Below are 18,807 nucleotides of genomic sequence, written 5' to 3'. Positions count from 1 at the left end.
TCGGCGACGCGCTCAGATCACCGTGGTGCCGCCGTCGGCGACCAGCTCCATGCCGTTGACGTAGCTCGAGTCGTCCGAGGCGAGGAACAACGCGACCGACGCGATCTCCTCAGGCCGGCCCATCTCCCGCCGCGGGATCACGGATTCGAACTGCGCCTTCGTCCGGTCGTCCATCACCTCTTCCAGAATCGGCGTGGCGACCTGGCCGGGGGTCAGTACGTTCACCCGGATCCGCCGGTCCCTCAACTCGGACACCCACACCCGCGCGTAGGCGGGCAGCACGGCCTTGCTCGCCGCGTACACACTCCAGTCGGGGTAGCCCCGGAGCGACGCGTTCGACCCGGTCATGAAGATCGAGCCGCCGTCGTTGAACAGCGGCAGCGCCTTCTGGACCGTGAACAGCGTGCCGCGCGCGTTCAGCGAGAAGGCGGCGTCGAACTGTTCCTCGGTGATCTCGCCGAGCCCGCCCTGCTCACCCGTGCCGGCGCTCGCCCACAACACGTCGACCGTGCCCTTTTCCCGCTTGACCGTCTCGAACAGACGGTCAAGATCGTCGAGGTCGGCCGCATCGCCCTGCACGCCGGTCACATTCCGGCCGATCAGCCTGACGGCTTCGTCCAGCGCCTCCTTGCGCCGGCCCGAGATGAAGACATGGGCCCCTTCGTCGACGAACAACTTCGCACCGGCCAGCGCCATCCCACTCGTCGCGCCTGTGATCACCGCGACCTTGCCATCGAGCTTTCCCACGACCGCTCCATTCACCTGCCGTGCCGATGTTAAGTACACCGAGCTGTTCACTTAACGTATAGATCAGCAGCCTGGGGCGCAAGCTATGCACACCGATCCGTACCCACGTCGGCTACGCTGGGCCTATGACGGAGTTGGAGAAGGGACCGCGAGGCCTGCGCCGCGGCCGGGGCGCACGCGAGCGCATCGTCAGCGCGTCACAACAACTGTTCCGCGATCAGGGCATCAACGGCACCGGCATGGACCAGCTCTGCGCGGTCGCCGAGGTGTCCAAGCGCACGCTGTACCAGCACTTCGCCGGCAAGGACGAGCTGGTCGCCGAAGGCCTGCGCCGGTTCGATCCCGACATCCTGCCCGAGGTGTTCGACCGCACCGACCTGACACCTCGCGAACGACTCCTCGCCGCGTTCGAAGTGCACGCGCCCCTCTGCCCGTTCATCGCGGCGGCCGTCGAGATCCCCGACCCGGACCACCCGGCACGCGTATACGCCCGCGACTACAAAAAGGCCTTCGCCGCCCGGCTCACCCAGGCCGCCCGCGAGGCCGGCGCCACCGACCCCGAACAACTCGGCGAGCAACTGGCGCTGCTCCTGGACGGCGCCTCGGCCCGCGGCCGGGTCCTCAACACCGACGCGTTCACCACCGCGGCCGCCATCGCAGCCGTCCTCATCGACAACGCCATCTCCACGGCAGCGACACCGGCACCGACACCGGCGGCGCAAGCTCTGTAGAGCACTCCGGCCAGGGCCACGTCCTCGACCGCGGCACGGAGCAGACGTGATCGGAAAGGCACGCTAGCGTCGGCCGCATGATCGTATGGCTCAACGGCACCCATGGCGCGGGCAAGACGACGACCAGTGCGCTCGTGCGGCAACTGCTCCCGGATTCACGGGTGTTCGATGCCGAGAAGGTCGGCGAGACGCTGATGGACATCTCGCCGGGGCTGCCCGAGACGGACAACTTCCAGCACTGGCCGCCATGGCGGCCGCTCGTGGTCGAGACCGCCCGCCGGGTGCTCGACTACACCGGCGGCACATTGGTGATGCCGATGACCGTGCTGGTCGAGGAGTACTGGCGGGAGATCAGCGCGGGCCTGGCCCAACACGCCATTCCGGTACGGCACTTCGTCCTCCACGCCGACCAGGACACCCTCCGTGCGCGCATCGCGGGCGACACCGTCATCGGCCCCAACTCCTCGTTCCGCCTGCGCTACCTGGAGCCCTACGCGGAGGCGGCCCGCACGTGGTTGCACGACGAGGCCGAGGTCGTCGACACCACGCGTCTGACGCCGGCTCAGGCCGCGGCGAGGATCGCGGAAGCCGTCAAGAGTTCCTAGGGCGCTGAGAGTTGAGGTCTCCCGGCGTGGGGAACCATGGAGCATGCGACCCGACGACTGGTACCTCACCGAAGACGTGGACGACTTCCTGGCCCGCGCCGGAGACTTCCTGCGCGCCCGGCCCGGCCTGCACGTCATGCAGCTGACCTGGGCCGAGAGGGTACGGAAGCGTGGGGCGGAGGCGTTCGCCGGCGCCCCGCTCTTCGGCGTACTGGAGCAGGCGGGCGAGGTCCGGGCCACCTTCTACCGCCTCCCGCCCGGTTCCCTGGGCCCCTCCCCGCTCACCCCCGAGCAGGCCGACTCCCTCGCCGCCCGGCTGGCCGCCCTCGGACACCCCCTTCGCTCCGTCAGCGCGGGCCACGACACGGCCACCGCCTTCGCCGAGGCCTGGCAACGGCACACCGGGGCGACGCCGACCATCCGCGACATACGGCTGCGCCTGTACGGCCTCGGCACGCTCACCCCGCCGGAGCCGCACCCGGCCGGCCGGAGCCGCGTCCTGGGCGAGCAGGATCTCCATGAAGTCATGTTCTGGTGCGGCGAGTTCGCCAAGGCCGTCGGCGAGGACGTCACCATCAACGCCGACACCTGGGCCGACACCCGCTACGCCGACAAGCGCTACACGCTCTGGGAGACCCCGGACGGCACCCCCGTCTCCGTCGCGGGCATGAACCCGTTGATCGGCGGCCAGATCCAGGTGGACGTCGTCTACACACCGTCCCACCTGCGCGGCCACGGCTACGCTGCCGCGGCGTCGGCGGCGGTGAGCCGTTCCGCCCTGGCCGCGGGCGCGAAGGACGTCGTCCTGTTCGCGGACCTCGCCAACCCCACGAGCAACGCGCTCTACCAGCGCCTCGGCTACCGCACGCTCACGGACTGGGCGGCGTACGACTTCTAAAGCGGCCTACGGTTTCTGCTCCGGGGGCGGAAGTGGGCGATGTTCTCGAGGCGGACGGCGGACGGCGGACGGCGGACGGCGGACGGCGGACGTGGTGCCCGGCGCAGCCGCCGGTCGCGCAGGACGTCGGCGTCGACTTCCTCGCGGGTCCGCTCCTCACCGCCTGGCACGGCTCGCTCCGATCCACTCCTCCAGCGTGTCGAAGTCCGCGTCGGTCAGCCCGCGGCGGTGGTCGACGCGGTGCAGCAGGGCCCGTTCGGGATGGTGGCCCGCGACCCAGGCGCGGTCCACGTCGGTGATCTCGTCGTCGACCCAGACGAAGGGCCGCCCGGCCGCCCAGTCCACCAGCGGCCGGGTCTTCCAGTGCAGCGGCGCCGGGAACTCGTCCTCGTCCGGCCAGTCCACCGACGGCAGCCGGGGCAGCCCGAGCCACGGCGCGAGACAGACGTTCGCGTCCTCCATCCAGGTCGTGGCCCACACCAACTCGCAGTCCAGCGCGGCCAGTCGGGCCCCGAGCGCCGGATCCACGCGGCTGAGCAACGGATGCCCGTCGGCCACCCCGGGCACCTCGAAGCGCGGCGCGTACGCCGGATAGGCCCCGGCCGCACCGAACGGGAGCAACGTTCCGTCGACGTCGAGGAAGAGAAGCATCACCACCAGGATCGACCAGGACGGGGATCGGCGAAAGCGGTACGGCGACTGTGGCCGGCAGCGTGGGTGCGGCGGGCGAGGTGGATACGGCGGACGGGCCGGTCCCCCGCCGGTCAGCCCGCGAACCCCCGCTCCGCCAAGATCTTCTCGACCCGAGCCCGGTGTGCCGCCTCCCAGTCGTCCAGCGTCTGGTCGGCCTCCTTCGCCAGCTTGGCCAGGGCCGCGTCCAGCACCTCGGCCCGCCGTGCGAACGGCACCGCCACCACGCCCTCCTCGTCGGCCACGACCACATCGCCGGCCTCGACCCGCACCCCACCGCAGGTCACCGGCTCGCCCAGCGGTGCCACGGCCGACTTGGCGCCCGGGATCGGGATGACACCCCGCGCGAACACCGGGAACCGCGCCTCCCTCACCTCGGCGAGATCGCGGATCAGCCCGTCCAGGACGAAGGCCGCGACGCCCCGGCGCTGGGCGATCGCGCAGACGTTGCCACCGGCCAGCGCCCAGTCCAGGTCACCGGACTCCACGACGATCACCGAACCGGGCTCGGCGCGGTAGATGGCGGTGTGGAGCATCAGGTTGTCCCCGGGTGCGCAGCGCACGGTGTACGCGGGTCCGGCCACCCGCCCGACCGGCCCCCACAACGGCCGGATGCCGAAGTCCATGATCCGGTCGCGGTCGAGGATCTCGCCGAGGGTGGTGGTGGGAACGCGCTGGAAACCGGTGGCGTCAGTCATACGTCGGACGCTACCGTCCCTCCCATGACTGCCGGGTCGGCCTTGTGCCGTGAGCGAGTCGGGTACCCGGCCTCTGAGTGAGGCCGTGGTGGGCCAGAGGCCCGCCGTCTCTTTCTCTTCGCGATCAGCATCACCGGAACACACCACCGGAATCCAGCGAGAGAGAAAGAGAAGAGAGAAGACTTGCCCGACGAGAACAACAACACCACCGCCTTCCAGGACTTCAACCAGCAGGTCATCGACGAGTTCCGCGCCAACCGCGGCCGCGTCGGCGGCTACTTCGAGGGCGCCCGCCTGCTCCTGCTGACCACCACCGGCGCCCGCACCGGCACCCGCCACACCACCCCCGTCGGCTACCTCCCCGACGGCGGCGAACGCGTCCTGGTCATCGCCTCGGCGGGCGGCTCACCCCGGCACCCGGACTGGTACCGCAACCTCCTCGCCGACCCCCAAGTCACGGTCGAGAGCGGGCTGTTCACGTACGAGGCACGGGCCGTCGTACTGACCGGCGAGGAACGGGACCGCGCCTGGGCACGGGCGGTGGAGGCCGACTCCGGCTGGGCCGCGTACCAGAAGAAGACGGATCGACTGATCCCGGTGGTCGCCCTGTACAACAGCACGCAGGGCGGCCCGGGAAACATCAACGCCTCTTCGATGGGCGAGGCGATCAAGGTGGTGCACGACGCCTTCCGCCGCGAACTAGCCCTGATCCGCGAGGAGATGAGCAAGGCCGACGACGGGGGCGGCACACTCGGCGCCCAACTCCGCGTCAACTGCCTCACGTTCTGCCAGGGCCTGCACAACCACCACACCGGCGAGGACCAGGCCTTGTTCCCGTTCGTGGCCGACCGCCATCCGGAGACGGCAGAGGCCATAGCGAGGCTGCGGGAGGAGCACGAGCACATCGCGCTGCTCGTGGAGGAGTTGCGCCGCATTCTGGCCGCCGACGCCGGCGACCCGGCCACCGTGCGCGCGGAGGTGGAGCGCCTGACGCTCGCCTTGGAAGCTCATCTGGATTATGAGGAAGGGGAGTTGATCCCGGTCCTCGACGGCTCCGCCTGATCCACCCGCGGGCGGCCGTAGCAGTCCTGTGTTCTGTGTTCTGCGTTCAGAACGGCAGCGGCCGCCCGTGCACCACCTCCAGCCGCGACACCGCCCGGGTGAGCACGACGTACAGCCGATGCAGCCCGCGCGCCTCCGCCTCCGCGATCGCCGCGGGCTCGACGGCGACGACATGGTCGTACTCCAACCCCTTGACGAGAGAAGCCGGTACGACGGTCACGCGCGCCCGCAGCTCGTCCGTCCCGCCCACCACGACCCCGGCCGCACCGAGCGCGCCCCGCACCCGTTCCACGTCCCCGTCCGCGGCGACGACCCCGACCGACCCTTCCCGCCCGAGCGCATCGCGTACGGCGGCCACGACCGCGCCCGCCACATCCCCGTCCACCACCTCCCGCACCCTCAACTCACCGTCCCGGCGAAGGGACTTGCCCGGTGCCACGTCGACGTCGAGCCGGGACAGGAGCCGGTTGGCCAGGGTGACGACGGCCTCCGGCACGCGGAAGCCGACGGTCAGCGGTACGACGGCCGCGTCCGGCTTGCCCAGGTGGCGCAGGGAGATGTCCCAGGAGCGTGCCGCCCAGGGTGTGGTGCCCTGCGCCAGGTCGCCGAGGACGGTGAGCGAACCGAAGGGCGCGCGGCGCGCGATGGCCCGGCACTCCATCGGGGAGAGGTCCTGTGCCTCGTCGACGACGACATGGCCGTATCCCTCGGGGTGTTCGACGAGCCCTGCGACCTCGTCGAGCAGGACGAGGTCGGCGGCCGACCAGCGCGCCGACTTCCACGACCGCGGCGGCCGCTCCCAGAGCACGGCCCGCTGCTCGTCGGAGTCCAGCAGTCCCTCGGCGGCCGCGTTCAACACGTCCGGGTCGGCGAGGAGTTCGGCCACGACCTCCTCGGGCCGCACGCGTGGCCACACGGCATCGACGTACGCGCCGACCGCCCGCGCCCGCGAGATCTTCTGCACCCACGCACCCGAGCGCGGCCCGCTCCGCCGCTCGGCCTGCAACTGCACGCTCCGCACGACCCGCGACCGCACCCGCTCGCGCCCGATCCCGTAGGGCGGTTCCTCGGTCCGCACCCCTTCGACGATCCGGGCGAGTTCACCGACCCCGACCCGCCACTGATACGAACCGTCGGGAATGGCAAGGGAGTTGACCACGCCGTCGACCGAGACATGGGCGTACAGCGCGCGGCGCAGCACCTCCGCCATCCGGGCGTCGTGCTTGACCACGGCCGTCCGCTCGCTGTCGGTCCCCCGCACGGGATGCCGCGCGATCTCCTCCCCCAGCGTCGACTGCCGTACCCCGGTCTCGCCGAGGGCCGGGAGCACCTCGGAGATGTAGGAGAGGAAGGTGCGGTTGGGGCCGAGGATGAGGAGGCCGGCGCGGCGGATGCGCTGGGGGTGGGTGTAGAGGAGATAGGCGGCCCGGTGCAGCCCGACGGCGGTCTTGCCGGTGCCGGGGGCGCCCTGCACGCACACCGAAAGCCCGATGTCACCGCGTACGAGATCGTCCTGTTCGGGCTGGATGGTGGCGGCGATGTCCCGCATGGGCCCGACGCGGGGCCGTTCGATCTCGCGCGCGAGCATGTTCCCGGTACCGGACTCGCCCTGACCGAGCCGCTCGTCCTCCAGTCCGGTGAGATCGACGGAGTCCCCGCGGCTCCCGGGCGCCCATCCGAAACGCCGGCGCACCTCGACGCCCTGCGGGTCACGGGCGCCGGCCTGGTAGAAGGCGCGGGAGACGGGGGCGCGCCAGTCGACGACGAGGGGTGGGGCGGCGGGGTGTTCGGAGATGCGGAGGCGGCCGATGTGGTAGCGCTGGCCGGAGTGTTCACCACCGTCGTAGCCGTTCTGCGCGAAGTCCAACCGCCCGAAGAACAGGGGCCCTTGAGGCAGCTCCCCCAACTCCTTTGCCTTGCTGCGCAGTTGATAACCGAGCACCTCGGCGTCCGCACCGGAGGCGGAGACGTCCTCGCCGGTGACGACGTGCTCCTGGGCGCCGGCGACCATGGCGTCGAAGGCGGTACGGCAGCGGTCGTGGTGGGCGCGCTCGCGGTGGAGGGATTCCGTTAGGGCGGAGTGGGAGGGGGAGTGCGGCTGGGCTGACGTCATGGGACGACCGTACCCAAAAAACGTAACCGAGTTAAATATATTACTGAGTCTCGCTCTAACTGAAGTGCGGCAACCCAGCCGCGAGCAGCCCGAACGCCCGCTCCGCCGCAGCAACGGCATCCGCCCGCACGTCCTCGACCCGCTCCCCGCCGGCGATCCGCCGCCAGTTCTCGAGCGCGAGGATCCGCCGCACGGCGACGATCTGCCCGGCGGCGAGCCGCGCGTCCAGCCCACCGCCGAGCGCCTCGGCGAGCGTGGCCTCCGCCTGCTCCTGGTAGCCGTACACGCGGGCGACCAGGGCGGGAGTCCCGTAGAGGAGGGAGTGGAAGGCGAGCACCTGCGGATGGTCGCTGAGCCCGGTGACGGGGTCACACCGAGCGAGCCCGTCGAGAAAGTGCCGGCGCAGCGCGCTGACCGGCGCGTCCTCCGCCTCGACGACCACCCGCGCGGCCTCGTCCTGATGATCGGCGATCCGATGCAGGACGAGGTCCTCCTTCGCCGGGAAGTACCGGAACAGGGTCGGCTTCGAGATCCCGGCCGCGGCGGCGATCTCGGCGACGGAAACAGCGTCGAAGCCCTTCTCCATGAACAGGCGGATGGCTGTTTCGGAGACATCTTGGTACATCCGCTGTTTCTTGCGTTCGCGGAGGCCGGGGGTGGTCATGAGTGGGAGCCTAACCAGCCGTCCGATCCTGCGAGTGTCAGGCGATCGTCTCCCGGCGCCACTCGGGCACCTTCGCGAGTGCCCAGAGGTCGTCGAAGTGCTTGTTCCAGATGGTGACGGCCTCGCCCGCGGCGGCCGTCCCCTCGCGGGACCAGACGTTGAGGTCGGTCCGATAGCCCTTCGGATCGTAGAACTCGGGTCCCATGTGGATCAGCCGGGTCCGTGCCGAGAGGTCGTAGAGGCCCTGGAGGACCTGCTCCCGGTTGAAGATGCAGATCTTGTCGCGCGGGATGCCGGGGTAGCAGCGGTACTCGCACTGCACGGACACCCGGCCGGTCGCGGTCAGCCGCTCAGCGAGCTCGGAGAGAATGCCGTCGTACTCACGGCACCGCTGCTCGACCCGTTTGCGGAAGTCGGGGTCATCTCTGGGGCCACCGTCGTCGCCCACCCTGGCGGGCACGATCATCGGCTGCCCGAAGTCCGGTACCAGCATCCGGATCAAGACCCGTCGGGTCGGTCCCGGATTGTCGAAGAGGCCTTCGAGCTGGTGGTACAGGGTGTGGTACAGAGTCTCGCCCGTGTAGCCGAGAAAGCTGATCTCCACCCTGCGCGCCTGAAACGCCTCGCTGACGAAGCTGCCCAACTGGCTGGAGTTCACGAGAGCACGGGCCGGCACGCGGATCGACGAGACCAGTTCCTTCACCTGGTCGTACAGCACATAGCCGACGAGGCTGAGCAACGCCCCGCCGAGATAGGCCTTGCCCTCCAGGGCGTCTCCGATCGGCTTGACGAACTGCGCGGTCAGCCCCGTGACGAAGATCCCGAGCAACAGGACTCGCGTGAAGACGGATTCGAACCGCTCCTGATACCGCCGCAGTTGCCGCCCTAAGCCATTCTCGGCCTGGCTGTTCCCCCGCTCGGCCATGCACGCCCCTCCCCCGTCGGCATGCCCGTGGGCACGTCATGTGCCCACGGTTACACCGGCCTGTGGTGGAGTCATGGTCTACCTATGCCAGGGCGGCAGCAAGATAGGGGTTCGCGGCCGGGCGCGGGCGCAGGCCCAAGGACGCGGTGGCTGCAGCGAGGGTCATCGCGTACGAGTCCACGGCTCGCCGTACGTTCGGGGCGTCCAGGCTCGTGCCCGTCACCAGTCTGTCCAGGTCGACGTATGCGGACCGTACGATCTCGATCCAACGGTAGACACGCCAGTCCTGCCGCCAGGCCTCGGTGTGCTCGGATGGCAGAAGCCGTTCCCAACGGCTGAACATGCGGTCGCGGATCTCGGGTCTGGTAGGCGTCAGATGCATATGGCGGACCAGGTCGTAGAGAGGGTCGCCGACGAGCGCCATCTCCCAGTCGATGATGGTCAGCGCCAGGTCGTCGTCGCGGCGGACGAGGTTCCACGGGTTGAGGTCGCCGTGCAGCAGTGCCGGCTTGCGGTCTCTCACCGCGTGCCGGGCCAGGATCTGGGCCAGAACCTTAGCGTCGGGCAATCCCAGGAAGCGGGCCAACTGCTGTGACTGCTTGGGTAGTTCGCCGACCATGGTGACCAACTGTTCGCTCAGCCACTCGTAGAAGCGTCCCTGTCCGGCCAGTGGGTCGACCGGGAGGTAGTTCACCTTCGTCAGGGCATGGAGCTGATCGACGAGCTTGTCCGCCTCGCGTGGCAGCAATCCGTCGACCGGATGGTTGGGGGGACGCTCGGTGTCGCTGGGTCCCACATAGGTGTGGATGGCGAAGGGCTGTCCGTCATGGCTCCAGCCCAGGGCAAGGATCTTCGGCGCTGCCACGCTCTCGCCCGATTCCTCGATGGTTCGCAGTACGGCGTGCTCGCTCAGGAAGAAGCCACGCTCGCGCCTTCGGATGTCGGCCACCATGCGTCGCACCACGACGCTGGAGGCGTAGTCCGGCACTCCGACCACCGTGTTCAGGTGCGCAGTTCCCTTGAACACTCTGCTGGCGGGCGCCGTGCCCTCCGCCAAAAGGGCATCTTGCACGGCTTGTTGAGGGAAGTCCTCGCGCTCCGGCACTCGATCGTCCCGGTGCCAGTCGAACCCCCCGGCACTGAAGCTGCGGTCGCCGAAGCGAGCGGCCGCCCAGCGGAGGAGGATCTGTTTGATCTGCCGCTCGCTCGGGATGTTGCTCAGCCTCAACGGCTCCGCCGACGCCTCCAACGCCCGTCGTACCGAGTCCGTTGCCGCATCGAGTCGCTTCTGATCGGCGGGGCCCTCCAGCGAGCGCGCGGCGCGCATCACATCTGGGTAGACGGACTGAGCCCGCTCGAAGGCGACGTAATGACGAAGGTCTTTGGCCACACCGTTGACGGCAGCGGGGCGGACCTCCCGCATGGCGTCGACCCACGAGTCGACGACCTCGTCCCACTGATGCGCCGGATACTGCATCCGGACCAGGTGCGTGGCCAGGTCATGCAGAGGATCGCCATAGGTGGCCAACTCCCAGTCGACGCAGATCAGAGGGTGATCGCCGCCGTACGACATGATGACGTTGTCGCGGTGAAGGTCCGCGTGGAGCAGGCTGTAAGGACGCCGCACCATGGCGGGTACTCGGTCGGCCAGCCGGAGCAGGGCGTCCTCGGGGATGCCGAGTGCCGCGAACAGGCCGCCGAAGTCGTGCCAGTTGGGGCGCCGGATCTGCTGGTCCGCCAGCCGCGCGAGTGTCTGAAGGAAGCCACGGCTGTCGTTGTGATTGCTGGGCCAGCCGGCCGGCAGCGCCGGCAGCGCTCCGCTGCGTACCTGTGCCGTCTCCGCCAGGAGGGTCGCCAGTGCCTTGATGAGCAGGGTGTCGAGCGGCTTACCGTTTCCGCAGATGCTCGACAGGGGTACGCCCTCCACGTAGCTGTGGATGGCGAAGCCGTCTCCTTCGAAGAGGCACTCCGGCACGTTGGGCAGGACGCCCTTGATGGCACGAAGGATCTGCGCCTCGTTCTGCCACGTCCTGATCACCACCGGCAGCGCATCGGCGCGCCGGACCCGCACGATGACGGACGTGCCGGCAGCACGGGCCACCAGACGTGCCACGGGCTCCGTCAGCGGCAGCACGTGGTTCTGGTTGTGGAAGCCGTTGCTCGCCCGGCCCGACTGCGCGGCCTGCCCCAGGAACACCTTGTAGACGACGTCCGACCGGCCACTGGCGACGCGCCCCATGGCCAGATTGGGGGAGACAAGCGGTGTAACCACTGGCCGCTCCGGGGTATGTGACTCGACAAGTGATGAGGGACAGAGCCCACTAAACGCAGCGTGAACCAGAAAGCGCCCGGAGTCACAGTGGAATGGCCACAACGGGTGGTCAGCCATACACCTGTGCCCGAACGCTTTAGGTTGGCGTGTTCGCCCAGTCCCTATTACGCACGAACTTGAGCGGTTGCTCAGTCGAGGTTCGGGGATCGTAGCGCACGGAGCCCCTCTCGATATCGGTGACCCCTCCTGTCACAACATACTTTGTGACCTGTCGCGGCCCATTTCGTGACCTACTCGGCGAGCAGATCCCACACCGAGTCGAACCACGTCTGCATGGTGTCCACGAATACGGATCCGGGTGACTCAGGGTCACCATCCTTCACGTGATGAGTCAGCGTGGCACCGAGGCCGAGGACGTCGAGGGCCGTGACCACCTCTCCGGCCGGACCGAGCTGCATCGGACGCTCGATCACTTCGTACATGCCGTGCAGGACTTCGACTCTGTTGAGCAGGTAGAGCTTGAAGGTGGGGATCAGCGGTGCGTGGCGCACCTGGACGTCGACGGAGTCCACCAGTCGCTCGGTCTGCAAGTCCTCCAGCAGCCTCCGCAGTGAGTCGGTGGCCCGCTGAGTGATGGCCTGCAGCCGCTCCCGCGGGCGGAGGTCGTCCTTGTCGCCCTTGACCCGGGGATAAGGCAGGTCCATCGACTCGTCGGGCAGGAGCATGCGGAGGGTGATGCGCTCCGGCCTGATCACACCGCCATGGATGCGCTCGGCCTGGAGTCGGATGTGCATGTCCAGCGACTCCGCCGTCAAAGTCTGTACGTCCAGGGTGACTTCGGGCGCTTCGAAGGCCTCGCTGATGAGGGGTCCCAGCGTCATGCCACGCCGCGTCCGAGTAGCTCTGGGCGTCGAGGACTGTATGCGCTGGATTTTGATGACGCGTGAGCCGCTGCCCTGCCGGGACTCGATCCATCGCTCGTCCACGAGTTCACGCAACGCCCGCTGGACTGTGTCCCGCGAAACCCCGAACTCCTCGGCCAGATCGCGCTGGGACGGCAGGAAGGAACCCTGCACGTAGGTCCCGTCCGTCATCCGGACCCGCAGTTCGTCCGAGACCCTCTGGAACTCCCGGCCACCGCCGCCCTCGGGGCTCTGTCCGTCCACACTTCGACCGTACCCGCACCCCTCCACCAGCACACCAATTTCAGTCAACTCCCGGCCGACTTGACTGGTTGGTTAAGGGATCAGCAGGGGCGGGCACATCCACTTCAAGTCAACCAGCCCAATTGGACGGGTAGTTGATCGGTTATCCGGAAGTGGAAGGGAGGTGGGGGGCATGCTTGTGCTCCAAGTTGGTGATCGGCGTGGCCATCCGCGCACGGCACCACGGGCTGGCCTTCTGGGCCGCCGCACTCTTCACCCTGCTGATGGTTCAAGCCTGATCCCGCAGCAACCGCAGCACCGGCAACAGCGAATCCACGATGTTCTGCGCGCCGGCGTCCTTGAGCATCTGGAACTTGTACTCGTTACGCGCGTAGCCCAGGAACGGCACTCCGGCCCGGTCGGCCGCGTACAGGTCGGTGGGGGCGTCGCCGATCATCAGGGCCGCGGAGGGGGCGGCGCCCATGGCTTTGAGGGCGCGGTTGAGGCAGTGCGGGTCCGGCTTGAGGAGGTCGAGTTCGCCGGTGCGGCCGTAGAGGTGCGGGGCGAAGCAGCCGGCCAGGCCTCGGTCGGTGAGGTAATTGGACACCGTGCGGGGGGAGTTGTTGGTGGCGACCGCGAGTCGGCTGCCGACGGCGGCCCAGGTGCGTATCAGCGGGTCCGCGTACGCCGTCGGCATGGCGGAGACCACCGCCTTGAGCTCCTGCTGGGTGAGTCTCTCCTCCAGTTCGGCCACCAGATCGCTGTGCGGGTGGCGTCTGTTGACCGCGTAGAGCACGACCATCGGGTCCGGATGGCTTCGTTCCTCCTCGGTCAGCAGGCTGTGCAGGCCCTCTCGTGCCAGCCAGTCGACGAGTTCCTTCGCGACCTGCTCCGCCTTGTGTCCCGCGAAGAGTTGGCAGATCGGGCCGTCGAAGTCGAACAGGACGAAGCGGGCGTTGGTGATCAGTTCTCGCAGGTTCCCTGTCTCTACCGTCACCAGTTCAGTCTGCGTCGTATCAGGAGTCACTAGGAGAGTGTCAGGTCCGTGGTGATGGTTTCCCAGAGGGCGTCGAACCACTTCTGGGATTCCTCCACAAACGCCGCGTCCCGCTGGCCGGCCCGGGTCTCGAAGGAGAAGAGGAGGGACTGGGAGCCCAGGGCGTCGTACATCTCCAGGGTCTGGCTCTCGTACTCCTCCGCCCGCTCCGTCAGGACGTAGTACCCGAGCAGGACTTCTTCCCCGTTGAGCACGTACAGCTTGACCGGCGGGGTGAAGGGCAGGGCCCGGAAGGCGACATGGACGTCGATGCCGTGCGTGGAACGCAGGGCCTGCAGATTGTGGCGGAGTACGTGGATCTGTGCGTTGCGCATCGCCAACCACCTTTGGTGGACGGCGCCTTCCTCGCCCTGCTCCTCCTCGACCAACCGCGGAAACGCAAGGTCGATGTCCCGGGACGGCAGCAGGATGCGGACGTCGATCGACTCCGGGCGGGCCGTGCCCTCGTGGATCTGGCGGACCGATTCGCCGATGGCGATCATCAGGGTCTCCGCGGTGTGGCACACGACGTCTATGCGGACGTGCTGGGCGGCGAAGGCCTGGGTGAGGCGCGGCGCCAGCCCCACCATCGTCGGCTGCGGCTCCCCGCTCACCGCCGGTGGCTCCGCGATGCGCGGCGGGCTGCCCTTGCTGACGTTGCTGAGGAGGCCATCCTCCTGGAGGGCGCGGAGGGCCTGGCGGACGGTGCCGCGTTCCACGCCGAACTCGTCGGCGAGTTCGGCCTGGGTGGGCAGGCGGTCTCCGGCTTTGAGGTCGCCGGTGCGGATGCGGTCCCTGAGGATGTCGGCGATCTCCTGGGGGGAGAGCTTTCTGCTGCCGTTCACTGCCACGTTCTCCTGTGTCACGACCAAACGCTACAACTCGAATCCATCTACGGGGAGTTGTTGGTGACTTGTTTATGAGTAGGTACCAAGTGGGGATAACTTAGGTGGAGTTGGTTGCCAACTTGGTTGAGTTGGCGGAAGTTTTGCTTCCTCTACCGGCAACACCCCCCACGCACCGTCCCGCCCGCGAAGCCTGAAGGGGGAACCACCGTGCCAGTCCTCGCTCTCCTCTCCGCCGTCTTCGTCGTCGGCATCGAGCAGACCCTCCAGTGGAAGTACGGCGTCACCGGGATCATCGGGCTGCTCCTGCTCACCATAGGCATCAAGGCCAAGAGCCCGGCCGTCAGCTCCATCGGCGCCGTCGTGCTCGCCCTGCTGGTGACAGGGCCCGCTCTATGAGCGGTGCCACCGTCCGACCCCTCACCAAGGAACCCGTGGGAGACATCAGCTCGTGAGCGTCAGCTCCGAACTGATCGTCTCCCACAGTGCGTTGAACCACAGGTGGGACTGCTCGACGAAGGTGGTGTCCCGCAGGCCGGCCCCCTGCGCGAAGGAGAACAGCATGGACTGCGTGCCCTCGGCGTCGTACATCTCCAGGTGCTCCTCGCCGATCTCCTCCTCGCGCCGCGTGAGCGTGTAGTACGCGAAGAGCGCCTCGTTGCCGTTGACCAGGTACAGCTTCACCGGCGGGGTGAAGGGCAGGGCGCGGAAGGTGACGTGCACGTCGATGCCGTGCGTGGCGCGCAACGCCAGCAGGTTGTGCTGGAGCACCTGCCCCTGGGCGTTGCGCTGGGCCAGCCAACGGCGTTGCAGCCGGTCGTCGGTGGAGTCGTCCACCGGGGTCGGGAAAGCCAGGTCGATGTCCCGCGAGGGAAGCAGCACGCGGACATCCACCTTGGCCGGATTTAGCTGTCCGGCGTGGATCTGGCGCAGCGGTTCCCCCATCGCCAGGGTCAGCGAAACCGAGGTCAGACACAGGGCGTCTATCTCGACGTGCGGGGTCGCGAAGGCGGCCGCTATGCGGGGAGCGAGGGCGACGGTGGTGGGCTGCGGGGGCGCTGCGGGGCCGGTCAGGGCGTTGCCGAGGCCCAGGTCGAGGGCGACGGTCGCGGGGCTGCCCTTGGACACGTTGGTCAACAGGTGCTCGGACTGCAGAATCCGCAGCGCCTGGCGTACGGCACCGCGCTCGACGCCGAACTCGTCGGCCAACCTGGCCTGGGTGGGCATGCGTTGGCCCGCACGCAGTGCGCCGCTGGCTATGCGGGCGCGCAGCTCGTCGGCCACGTCGTGATGGGACAACTGTGGCCGCTGTGACCTCGTCCGCCCATTGACGGAGCCGTGTTTCGGGTCCACGACCAAACACTACAACTTCCCGCCATCTTTGGGCAGTTCTCCTGAAGGTGGTTATGAGACGCTTCCAAGTGGAGATAAGTGAAGTGAAGTTGGTTGCCAACTTGAGCAACATGGTCAAACTTCAGGAGGGTTGGCCAACCGGGGTCCGCCTCCCCGTCCCGAAGGAGGGACCGTTCATGCCGCTCGCACTCTTCGTCGCCGCCCTCGCCATCGGTTTCGAGCAGCTCGTCCAGTGGCGGTACGGCCCGATGGGCATCATCGCCATCGTCGCGCTGACCGTCGGGATCAAAGCCCGCAACACCATGATCAGCGGCATCGGAGCGGTCATCCTCGTGATGCTGCTCGCCCAGTCCGGCTGAGCCGACCCAGTCCGGCTGAGTCGATCCAGTCCGGCTGACCGAGCTCCCTTCCGGAGGGGAGCCGGGAGCTTGGTCAGTCTGCACCAACCGCACAGCCACAACTGAACACCGACAACTGAACAGCTCCACCGGCACTGCCACAACTGAACAGGCACGACCGCACAGTCACAACTGAACAGCACAGCTACGGATGAGTACCGCAACAGTCATCGCCGTCGGAAGAAGAGGAGGCCTCAGAACATGTCCGGGCACCAAGGCCGCCTGGACGTACGCAGCAGGGCGTCGGCCGACCGGCCGGCGCCCGCTCGTTCTTCCCGGACCCGCCCCAGCGCCAGCAGCCGCGCCACCGACTCGTCACCGAGCCACAGCGCCGCCAACTCGGCCACGTCGAGGGAGAGTTCGGCGCTCTCCGTGGTCGGCACACAGGACGCGCCCGCCGGTGACGCCTCCAACCGGTAGCGCCCGCCCGCCAGTCCGGCCCGGTCGGCCACCTCGAGGACCAGGGACCCCGTTCCCTCGTACGTACGCGCCTCCAGAGCCCGTACGACATCCAGGATCCGCACCCACAACCAGTCCGCCTGCGTGGTGAGGCGGGCGGTGCGCGGGTCGGGCAGGAGGAGGGGGAGCAGGTCGTCGGGGGCGCGGGGGCCGGACTTCACCCGGGTCACCCAGTCGATGGAGCAGAGGTAGTGCCACAGGGCGCGCTCGGCGGCCGGTGTCGCCGCGTTCAGCCAGCGCACGGTCGCCGTGTCCGACGGCTGCTTGGTGTCAACCCAGGTGTCGTCCACCTCGTACGAGGCGAGGCCCTCGACCGTGCCGTCCGGTGCGCGGTACGCGACGAAGAACGGCACCGTCCACGACTTCTCGACGCGCACGGCGCCGGTCCTGAGCTGCCACCACCAGTCGTCGCGGCTGATGGCTCCCGGCATCCCGCGACGCACCCGCTCATACAGCTCCGGGCCGATCTTGCGCACCTCCTCGGGATCCACGAGGTCGATCCGTCCGCCGTCCGCCGGCCCGGCCCAACGCCGGTCGAGCCCGGTGCGAAGCACGTCGACGGCCCACTCGGCCGCCGTGGTGGCGGGCCCGAAGCCGTACCGCCCGTAGATCGGGTACTCGGCGGCGATCAGCGTGGCGACCACATCACCGCGTTCCTTCGCGGCCGCGAGGTCCTGGTTCATCATGCGCGTGAGCAGCCCGCGCCGGCGGTGGGTGGCCGTGACGGTGACCCCGGTGACGGCGTCGGCGGCCACCGGCGCACCCCCGACCGCGGTGACCTCCTGCGCGAACGACCGGAACGTCGCCACGCACCGGTCCCCGTCGAACGCCCCCAGATACCGCCCCGCCACGAACTGCGTACGCCGAGCCGCCAGTTCGTCCTCCCCCACCACCGGCTCCCGCAGGAACCCGGTGTTCACCGCACGCAGCCAGTCGGGAAACTCGGCCTCGGTGATCGGACGGACGTCGACATGCGTGGATCGGCTCATGGAATCACCGTAGATCCACGGCGGCGGGCTCGTCGCGCGGATTTTCGAGACGCCTCCGCGACGCACGAGACGCCTCCCGAGCCACGGCTTCCCCCTCCCCCTCCCCGGCCCGAGCCCCGGCCTCCCCCTCCTCAGCCACAGCCCCGGCGGCCTCCCCCTCCGCAGCCCCCGCCCGGACGCTCAGAACCCCGCCCGGATCTCCCCCACCACCCGCCCGCCGCCCGACAACCCCACCCGCCCGATCCGCTCCACCACCGGCGACTCGACCCCCAGCAGGGTCAGCGCCCGCGCCAGCACCGGCCGCAGGGCCCGGACCGCCCCGTCCTCGATCTTGAAGGCGAGGGCGCGGCCGTCCGGGAGGGCGACCGCCTGGACGCCCTCCGCGCCCATCTTGGACAGGACGCCCGGGACCTCGTGCATGAGCCAGGTGTCGTGGCGGTGGGTGCCGGCGACGTATTCGGGGTGGGCGCGCATGGCGTCGGCGACTCGGCGTTCCGGGGAGTCGGGGGGGGCGACAGGACGAAGGTGTGGAAGGCACGCGCCAGGCCGGTCAGGGAGATCGCCATAAGGGGCGCCCCGCAGCCGTCCGTACCCACCGCCGCGACCCGCTCGCCCGACGCTTCCTCCACCACCCTGTGGATGAGCTGCTGGAGCGGGTGGGCCGGGTCGAGGTAGGTGTCCAGCGGCCAGCCGTTCAGCGCGGACGCGGCGAGCATCGCGGTGTGCTTGCCGGAGCAGTTCATGGTGACGCGGTCGCGTACGGCGCCGGCGGCCAGGTACGTCTCGCGCTCCGCCTCGTCGAGGGGGAGGTCGGGCGGGCACTGGAGCAGGCCCGCGTCGAGCCCGTGCTCGTCCAGCATCTTCTGGACCAGGTCCCGGTGGAAGGGTTCGCCCGAGTGGCTCGCGGCGGCGAGTGCGAGCCGTTCGCCGGTGAGGTCGAGGCCCGCGTGCAGTACTCCGGCCGCCTGCATCGGCTTGTTGGAGGAGCGCGGGAAGACCGGTTCCGTCACCTCGCCGAGGGCCAGTTCCACCGCCCCGTCCGCGTCCAGGAGGACCAGGCTGCCCCGGTGTCTGCTCTCGACGAACCCGGAGCGGACGACCTCGGCGAGGACAGGGGACAGCGCGGATATGGCGGAGACGGACATCGGCGGTGGCCTTCCGGAGAGGGTCCCGGATG

General features: G+C 69.0%; 18 protein-coding genes and 1 pseudogene. 6 read left to right on the top strand and 13 right to left on the bottom strand.

Translation table 11 applies throughout. The annotated features are described in order from the left end of the window. Window positions 1-12: 12 nt before the first annotated feature. Complete coding sequence (locus tag ACIP6U_RS12830; protein WP_401716950.1) at window positions 13-747, bottom strand: SDR family NAD(P)-dependent oxidoreductase; 735 nt, start codon at window positions 745-747, stop codon at window positions 13-15. 125 nt (window positions 748-872) lie between these two features. Between ACIP6U_RS12830 and ACIP6U_RS12825 the strand changes: the two genes are divergently transcribed. From ACIP6U_RS12825 to ACIP6U_RS12815, 3 genes are all read left to right on the top strand, one after another. Further along, window positions 873-1,478, top strand: a complete 606-nt coding sequence (locus ACIP6U_RS12825; protein WP_401715705.1) for a TetR/AcrR family transcriptional regulator — start codon at window positions 873-875, stop codon at window positions 1,476-1,478. A gap of 77 nt (window positions 1,479-1,555) precedes the next feature. Further along, window positions 1,556-2,083 (top strand): AAA family ATPase, encoded by a 528-nt coding sequence (locus ACIP6U_RS12820; protein WP_401715702.1) that lies wholly within the window; start codon window positions 1,556-1,558, stop codon window positions 2,081-2,083. 43 nt (window positions 2,084-2,126) lie between these two features. Continuing rightward, a complete protein-coding gene (locus tag ACIP6U_RS12815; RefSeq protein WP_401715699.1) occupies window positions 2,127-2,981 on the top strand; it encodes a GNAT family N-acetyltransferase in 855 nt (284 codons plus the stop codon). A 156-nt stretch (window positions 2,982-3,137) separates the two neighbouring features. On the opposite strand, the gene ACIP6U_RS12810 is transcribed toward ACIP6U_RS12815, so the two are convergent. Both ACIP6U_RS12810 and ACIP6U_RS12805 read right to left on the bottom strand, forming a co-directional pair. Next, a complete protein-coding gene (locus tag ACIP6U_RS12810) occupies window positions 3,138-3,632 on the bottom strand; it encodes an HAD domain-containing protein (protein WP_401715696.1) in 495 nt (164 codons plus the stop codon). Between the two features lie 113 nt (window positions 3,633-3,745). Continuing rightward, the gene (locus ACIP6U_RS12805) at window positions 3,746-4,369 is read right to left on the bottom strand and encodes an RraA family protein (RefSeq protein WP_401715693.1); all 624 of its coding nucleotides are present in this window, start codon (window positions 4,367-4,369) and stop codon (window positions 3,746-3,748) included. Window positions 4,370-4,552: 183 nt separating this feature from the next. Here ACIP6U_RS12805 and ACIP6U_RS12800 point away from each other — a divergent pair, with 183 nt between their 5' ends. Continuing rightward, entirely contained in the window at window positions 4,553-5,431 is an 879-nt protein-coding gene (locus tag ACIP6U_RS12800; RefSeq protein ID WP_401715690.1) for a nitroreductase/quinone reductase family protein, read from the top strand. Window positions 5,432-5,477: 46 nt separating this feature from the next. Here ACIP6U_RS12800 and ACIP6U_RS12795 read toward each other — a convergent pair whose 3' ends face one another. The 7 genes from ACIP6U_RS12795 to ACIP6U_RS12765 form a co-directional block, all read right to left on the bottom strand. Continuing rightward, window positions 5,478-7,544 (bottom strand): HelD family protein, encoded by a 2,067-nt coding sequence (locus tag ACIP6U_RS12795; protein ID WP_401715688.1) that lies wholly within the window; start codon window positions 7,542-7,544, stop codon window positions 5,478-5,480. A 55-nt stretch (window positions 7,545-7,599) separates the two neighbouring features. Beyond that, a complete protein-coding gene (locus tag ACIP6U_RS12790; RefSeq protein WP_401715685.1) occupies window positions 7,600-8,208 on the bottom strand; it encodes a TetR/AcrR family transcriptional regulator in 609 nt (202 codons plus the stop codon). A gap of 37 nt (window positions 8,209-8,245) precedes the next feature. Then, a complete protein-coding gene (locus ACIP6U_RS12785; protein ID WP_401715682.1) occupies window positions 8,246-9,133 on the bottom strand; it encodes a hypothetical protein in 888 nt (295 codons plus the stop codon). 82 nt (window positions 9,134-9,215) lie between these two features. Continuing rightward, complete coding sequence (locus tag ACIP6U_RS12780; RefSeq protein WP_401715680.1) at window positions 9,216-11,372, bottom strand: phosphotransferase family protein; 2,157 nt, start codon at window positions 11,370-11,372, stop codon at window positions 9,216-9,218. Window positions 11,373-11,695: 323 nt separating this feature from the next. Continuing rightward, window positions 11,696-12,571 (bottom strand): winged helix-turn-helix domain-containing protein, encoded by an 876-nt coding sequence (locus tag ACIP6U_RS12775; RefSeq protein WP_401715678.1) that lies wholly within the window; start codon window positions 12,569-12,571, stop codon window positions 11,696-11,698. 268 nt (window positions 12,572-12,839) lie between these two features. Then, the gene (locus ACIP6U_RS12770; RefSeq protein WP_401715676.1) at window positions 12,840-13,577 is read right to left on the bottom strand and encodes an HAD family hydrolase; all 738 of its coding nucleotides are present in this window, start codon (window positions 13,575-13,577) and stop codon (window positions 12,840-12,842) included. Further along, complete coding sequence (locus tag ACIP6U_RS12765) at window positions 13,577-14,431, bottom strand: GntR family transcriptional regulator (protein ID WP_401715673.1); 855 nt, start codon at window positions 14,429-14,431, stop codon at window positions 13,577-13,579. The genes ACIP6U_RS12770 and ACIP6U_RS12765 overlap by 1 nt, the downstream gene beginning before the upstream one ends. Window positions 14,432-14,641: 210 nt before the next feature. On the opposite strand from ACIP6U_RS12765, the gene ACIP6U_RS12760 reads away from it, so the two are divergent. Continuing rightward, window positions 14,642-14,830 carry a hypothetical protein gene (locus ACIP6U_RS12760; RefSeq protein ID WP_123996644.1) on the top strand — a complete coding sequence of 63 codons (189 nt, stop codon included), beginning with the start codon at window positions 14,642-14,644 and terminating at the stop codon, window positions 14,828-14,830. A gap of 45 nt (window positions 14,831-14,875) precedes the next feature. Here the strand turns inward: ACIP6U_RS12760 and ACIP6U_RS12755 are convergent, their stop codons facing one another. Continuing rightward, complete coding sequence (locus ACIP6U_RS12755) at window positions 14,876-15,715, bottom strand: winged helix-turn-helix domain-containing protein (RefSeq protein WP_401715670.1); 840 nt, start codon at window positions 15,713-15,715, stop codon at window positions 14,876-14,878. A gap of 245 nt (window positions 15,716-15,960) precedes the next feature. Between ACIP6U_RS12755 and ACIP6U_RS12750 the strand changes: the two genes are divergently transcribed. Then, window positions 15,961-16,143 (top strand): hypothetical protein, encoded by a 183-nt coding sequence (locus tag ACIP6U_RS12750; protein WP_401715669.1) that lies wholly within the window; start codon window positions 15,961-15,963, stop codon window positions 16,141-16,143. A 233-nt stretch (window positions 16,144-16,376) separates the two neighbouring features. Here ACIP6U_RS12750 and ACIP6U_RS12745 read toward each other — a convergent pair whose 3' ends face one another. Both ACIP6U_RS12745 and ACIP6U_RS12740 read right to left on the bottom strand, forming a co-directional pair. Beyond that, on the bottom strand, window positions 16,377-17,630 hold the full coding sequence (locus ACIP6U_RS12745) for a GNAT family N-acetyltransferase (protein ID WP_401715667.1): 1,254 nt from the start codon (window positions 17,628-17,630) through the stop codon (window positions 16,377-16,379). 180 nt (window positions 17,631-17,810) lie between these two features. Next, window positions 17,811-18,775, bottom strand: a pseudogene (locus ACIP6U_RS12740) (asparaginase). Window positions 18,776-18,807 lie beyond the last annotated feature (32 nt).

The organism is Streptomyces sp. NPDC088794, from assembly GCF_044750545.1.
Lineage (GTDB): Bacteria > Actinomycetota > Actinomycetes > Streptomycetales > Streptomycetaceae > Streptomyces.
This window is presented reverse-complemented; position numbering and strand designations above follow the sequence as displayed.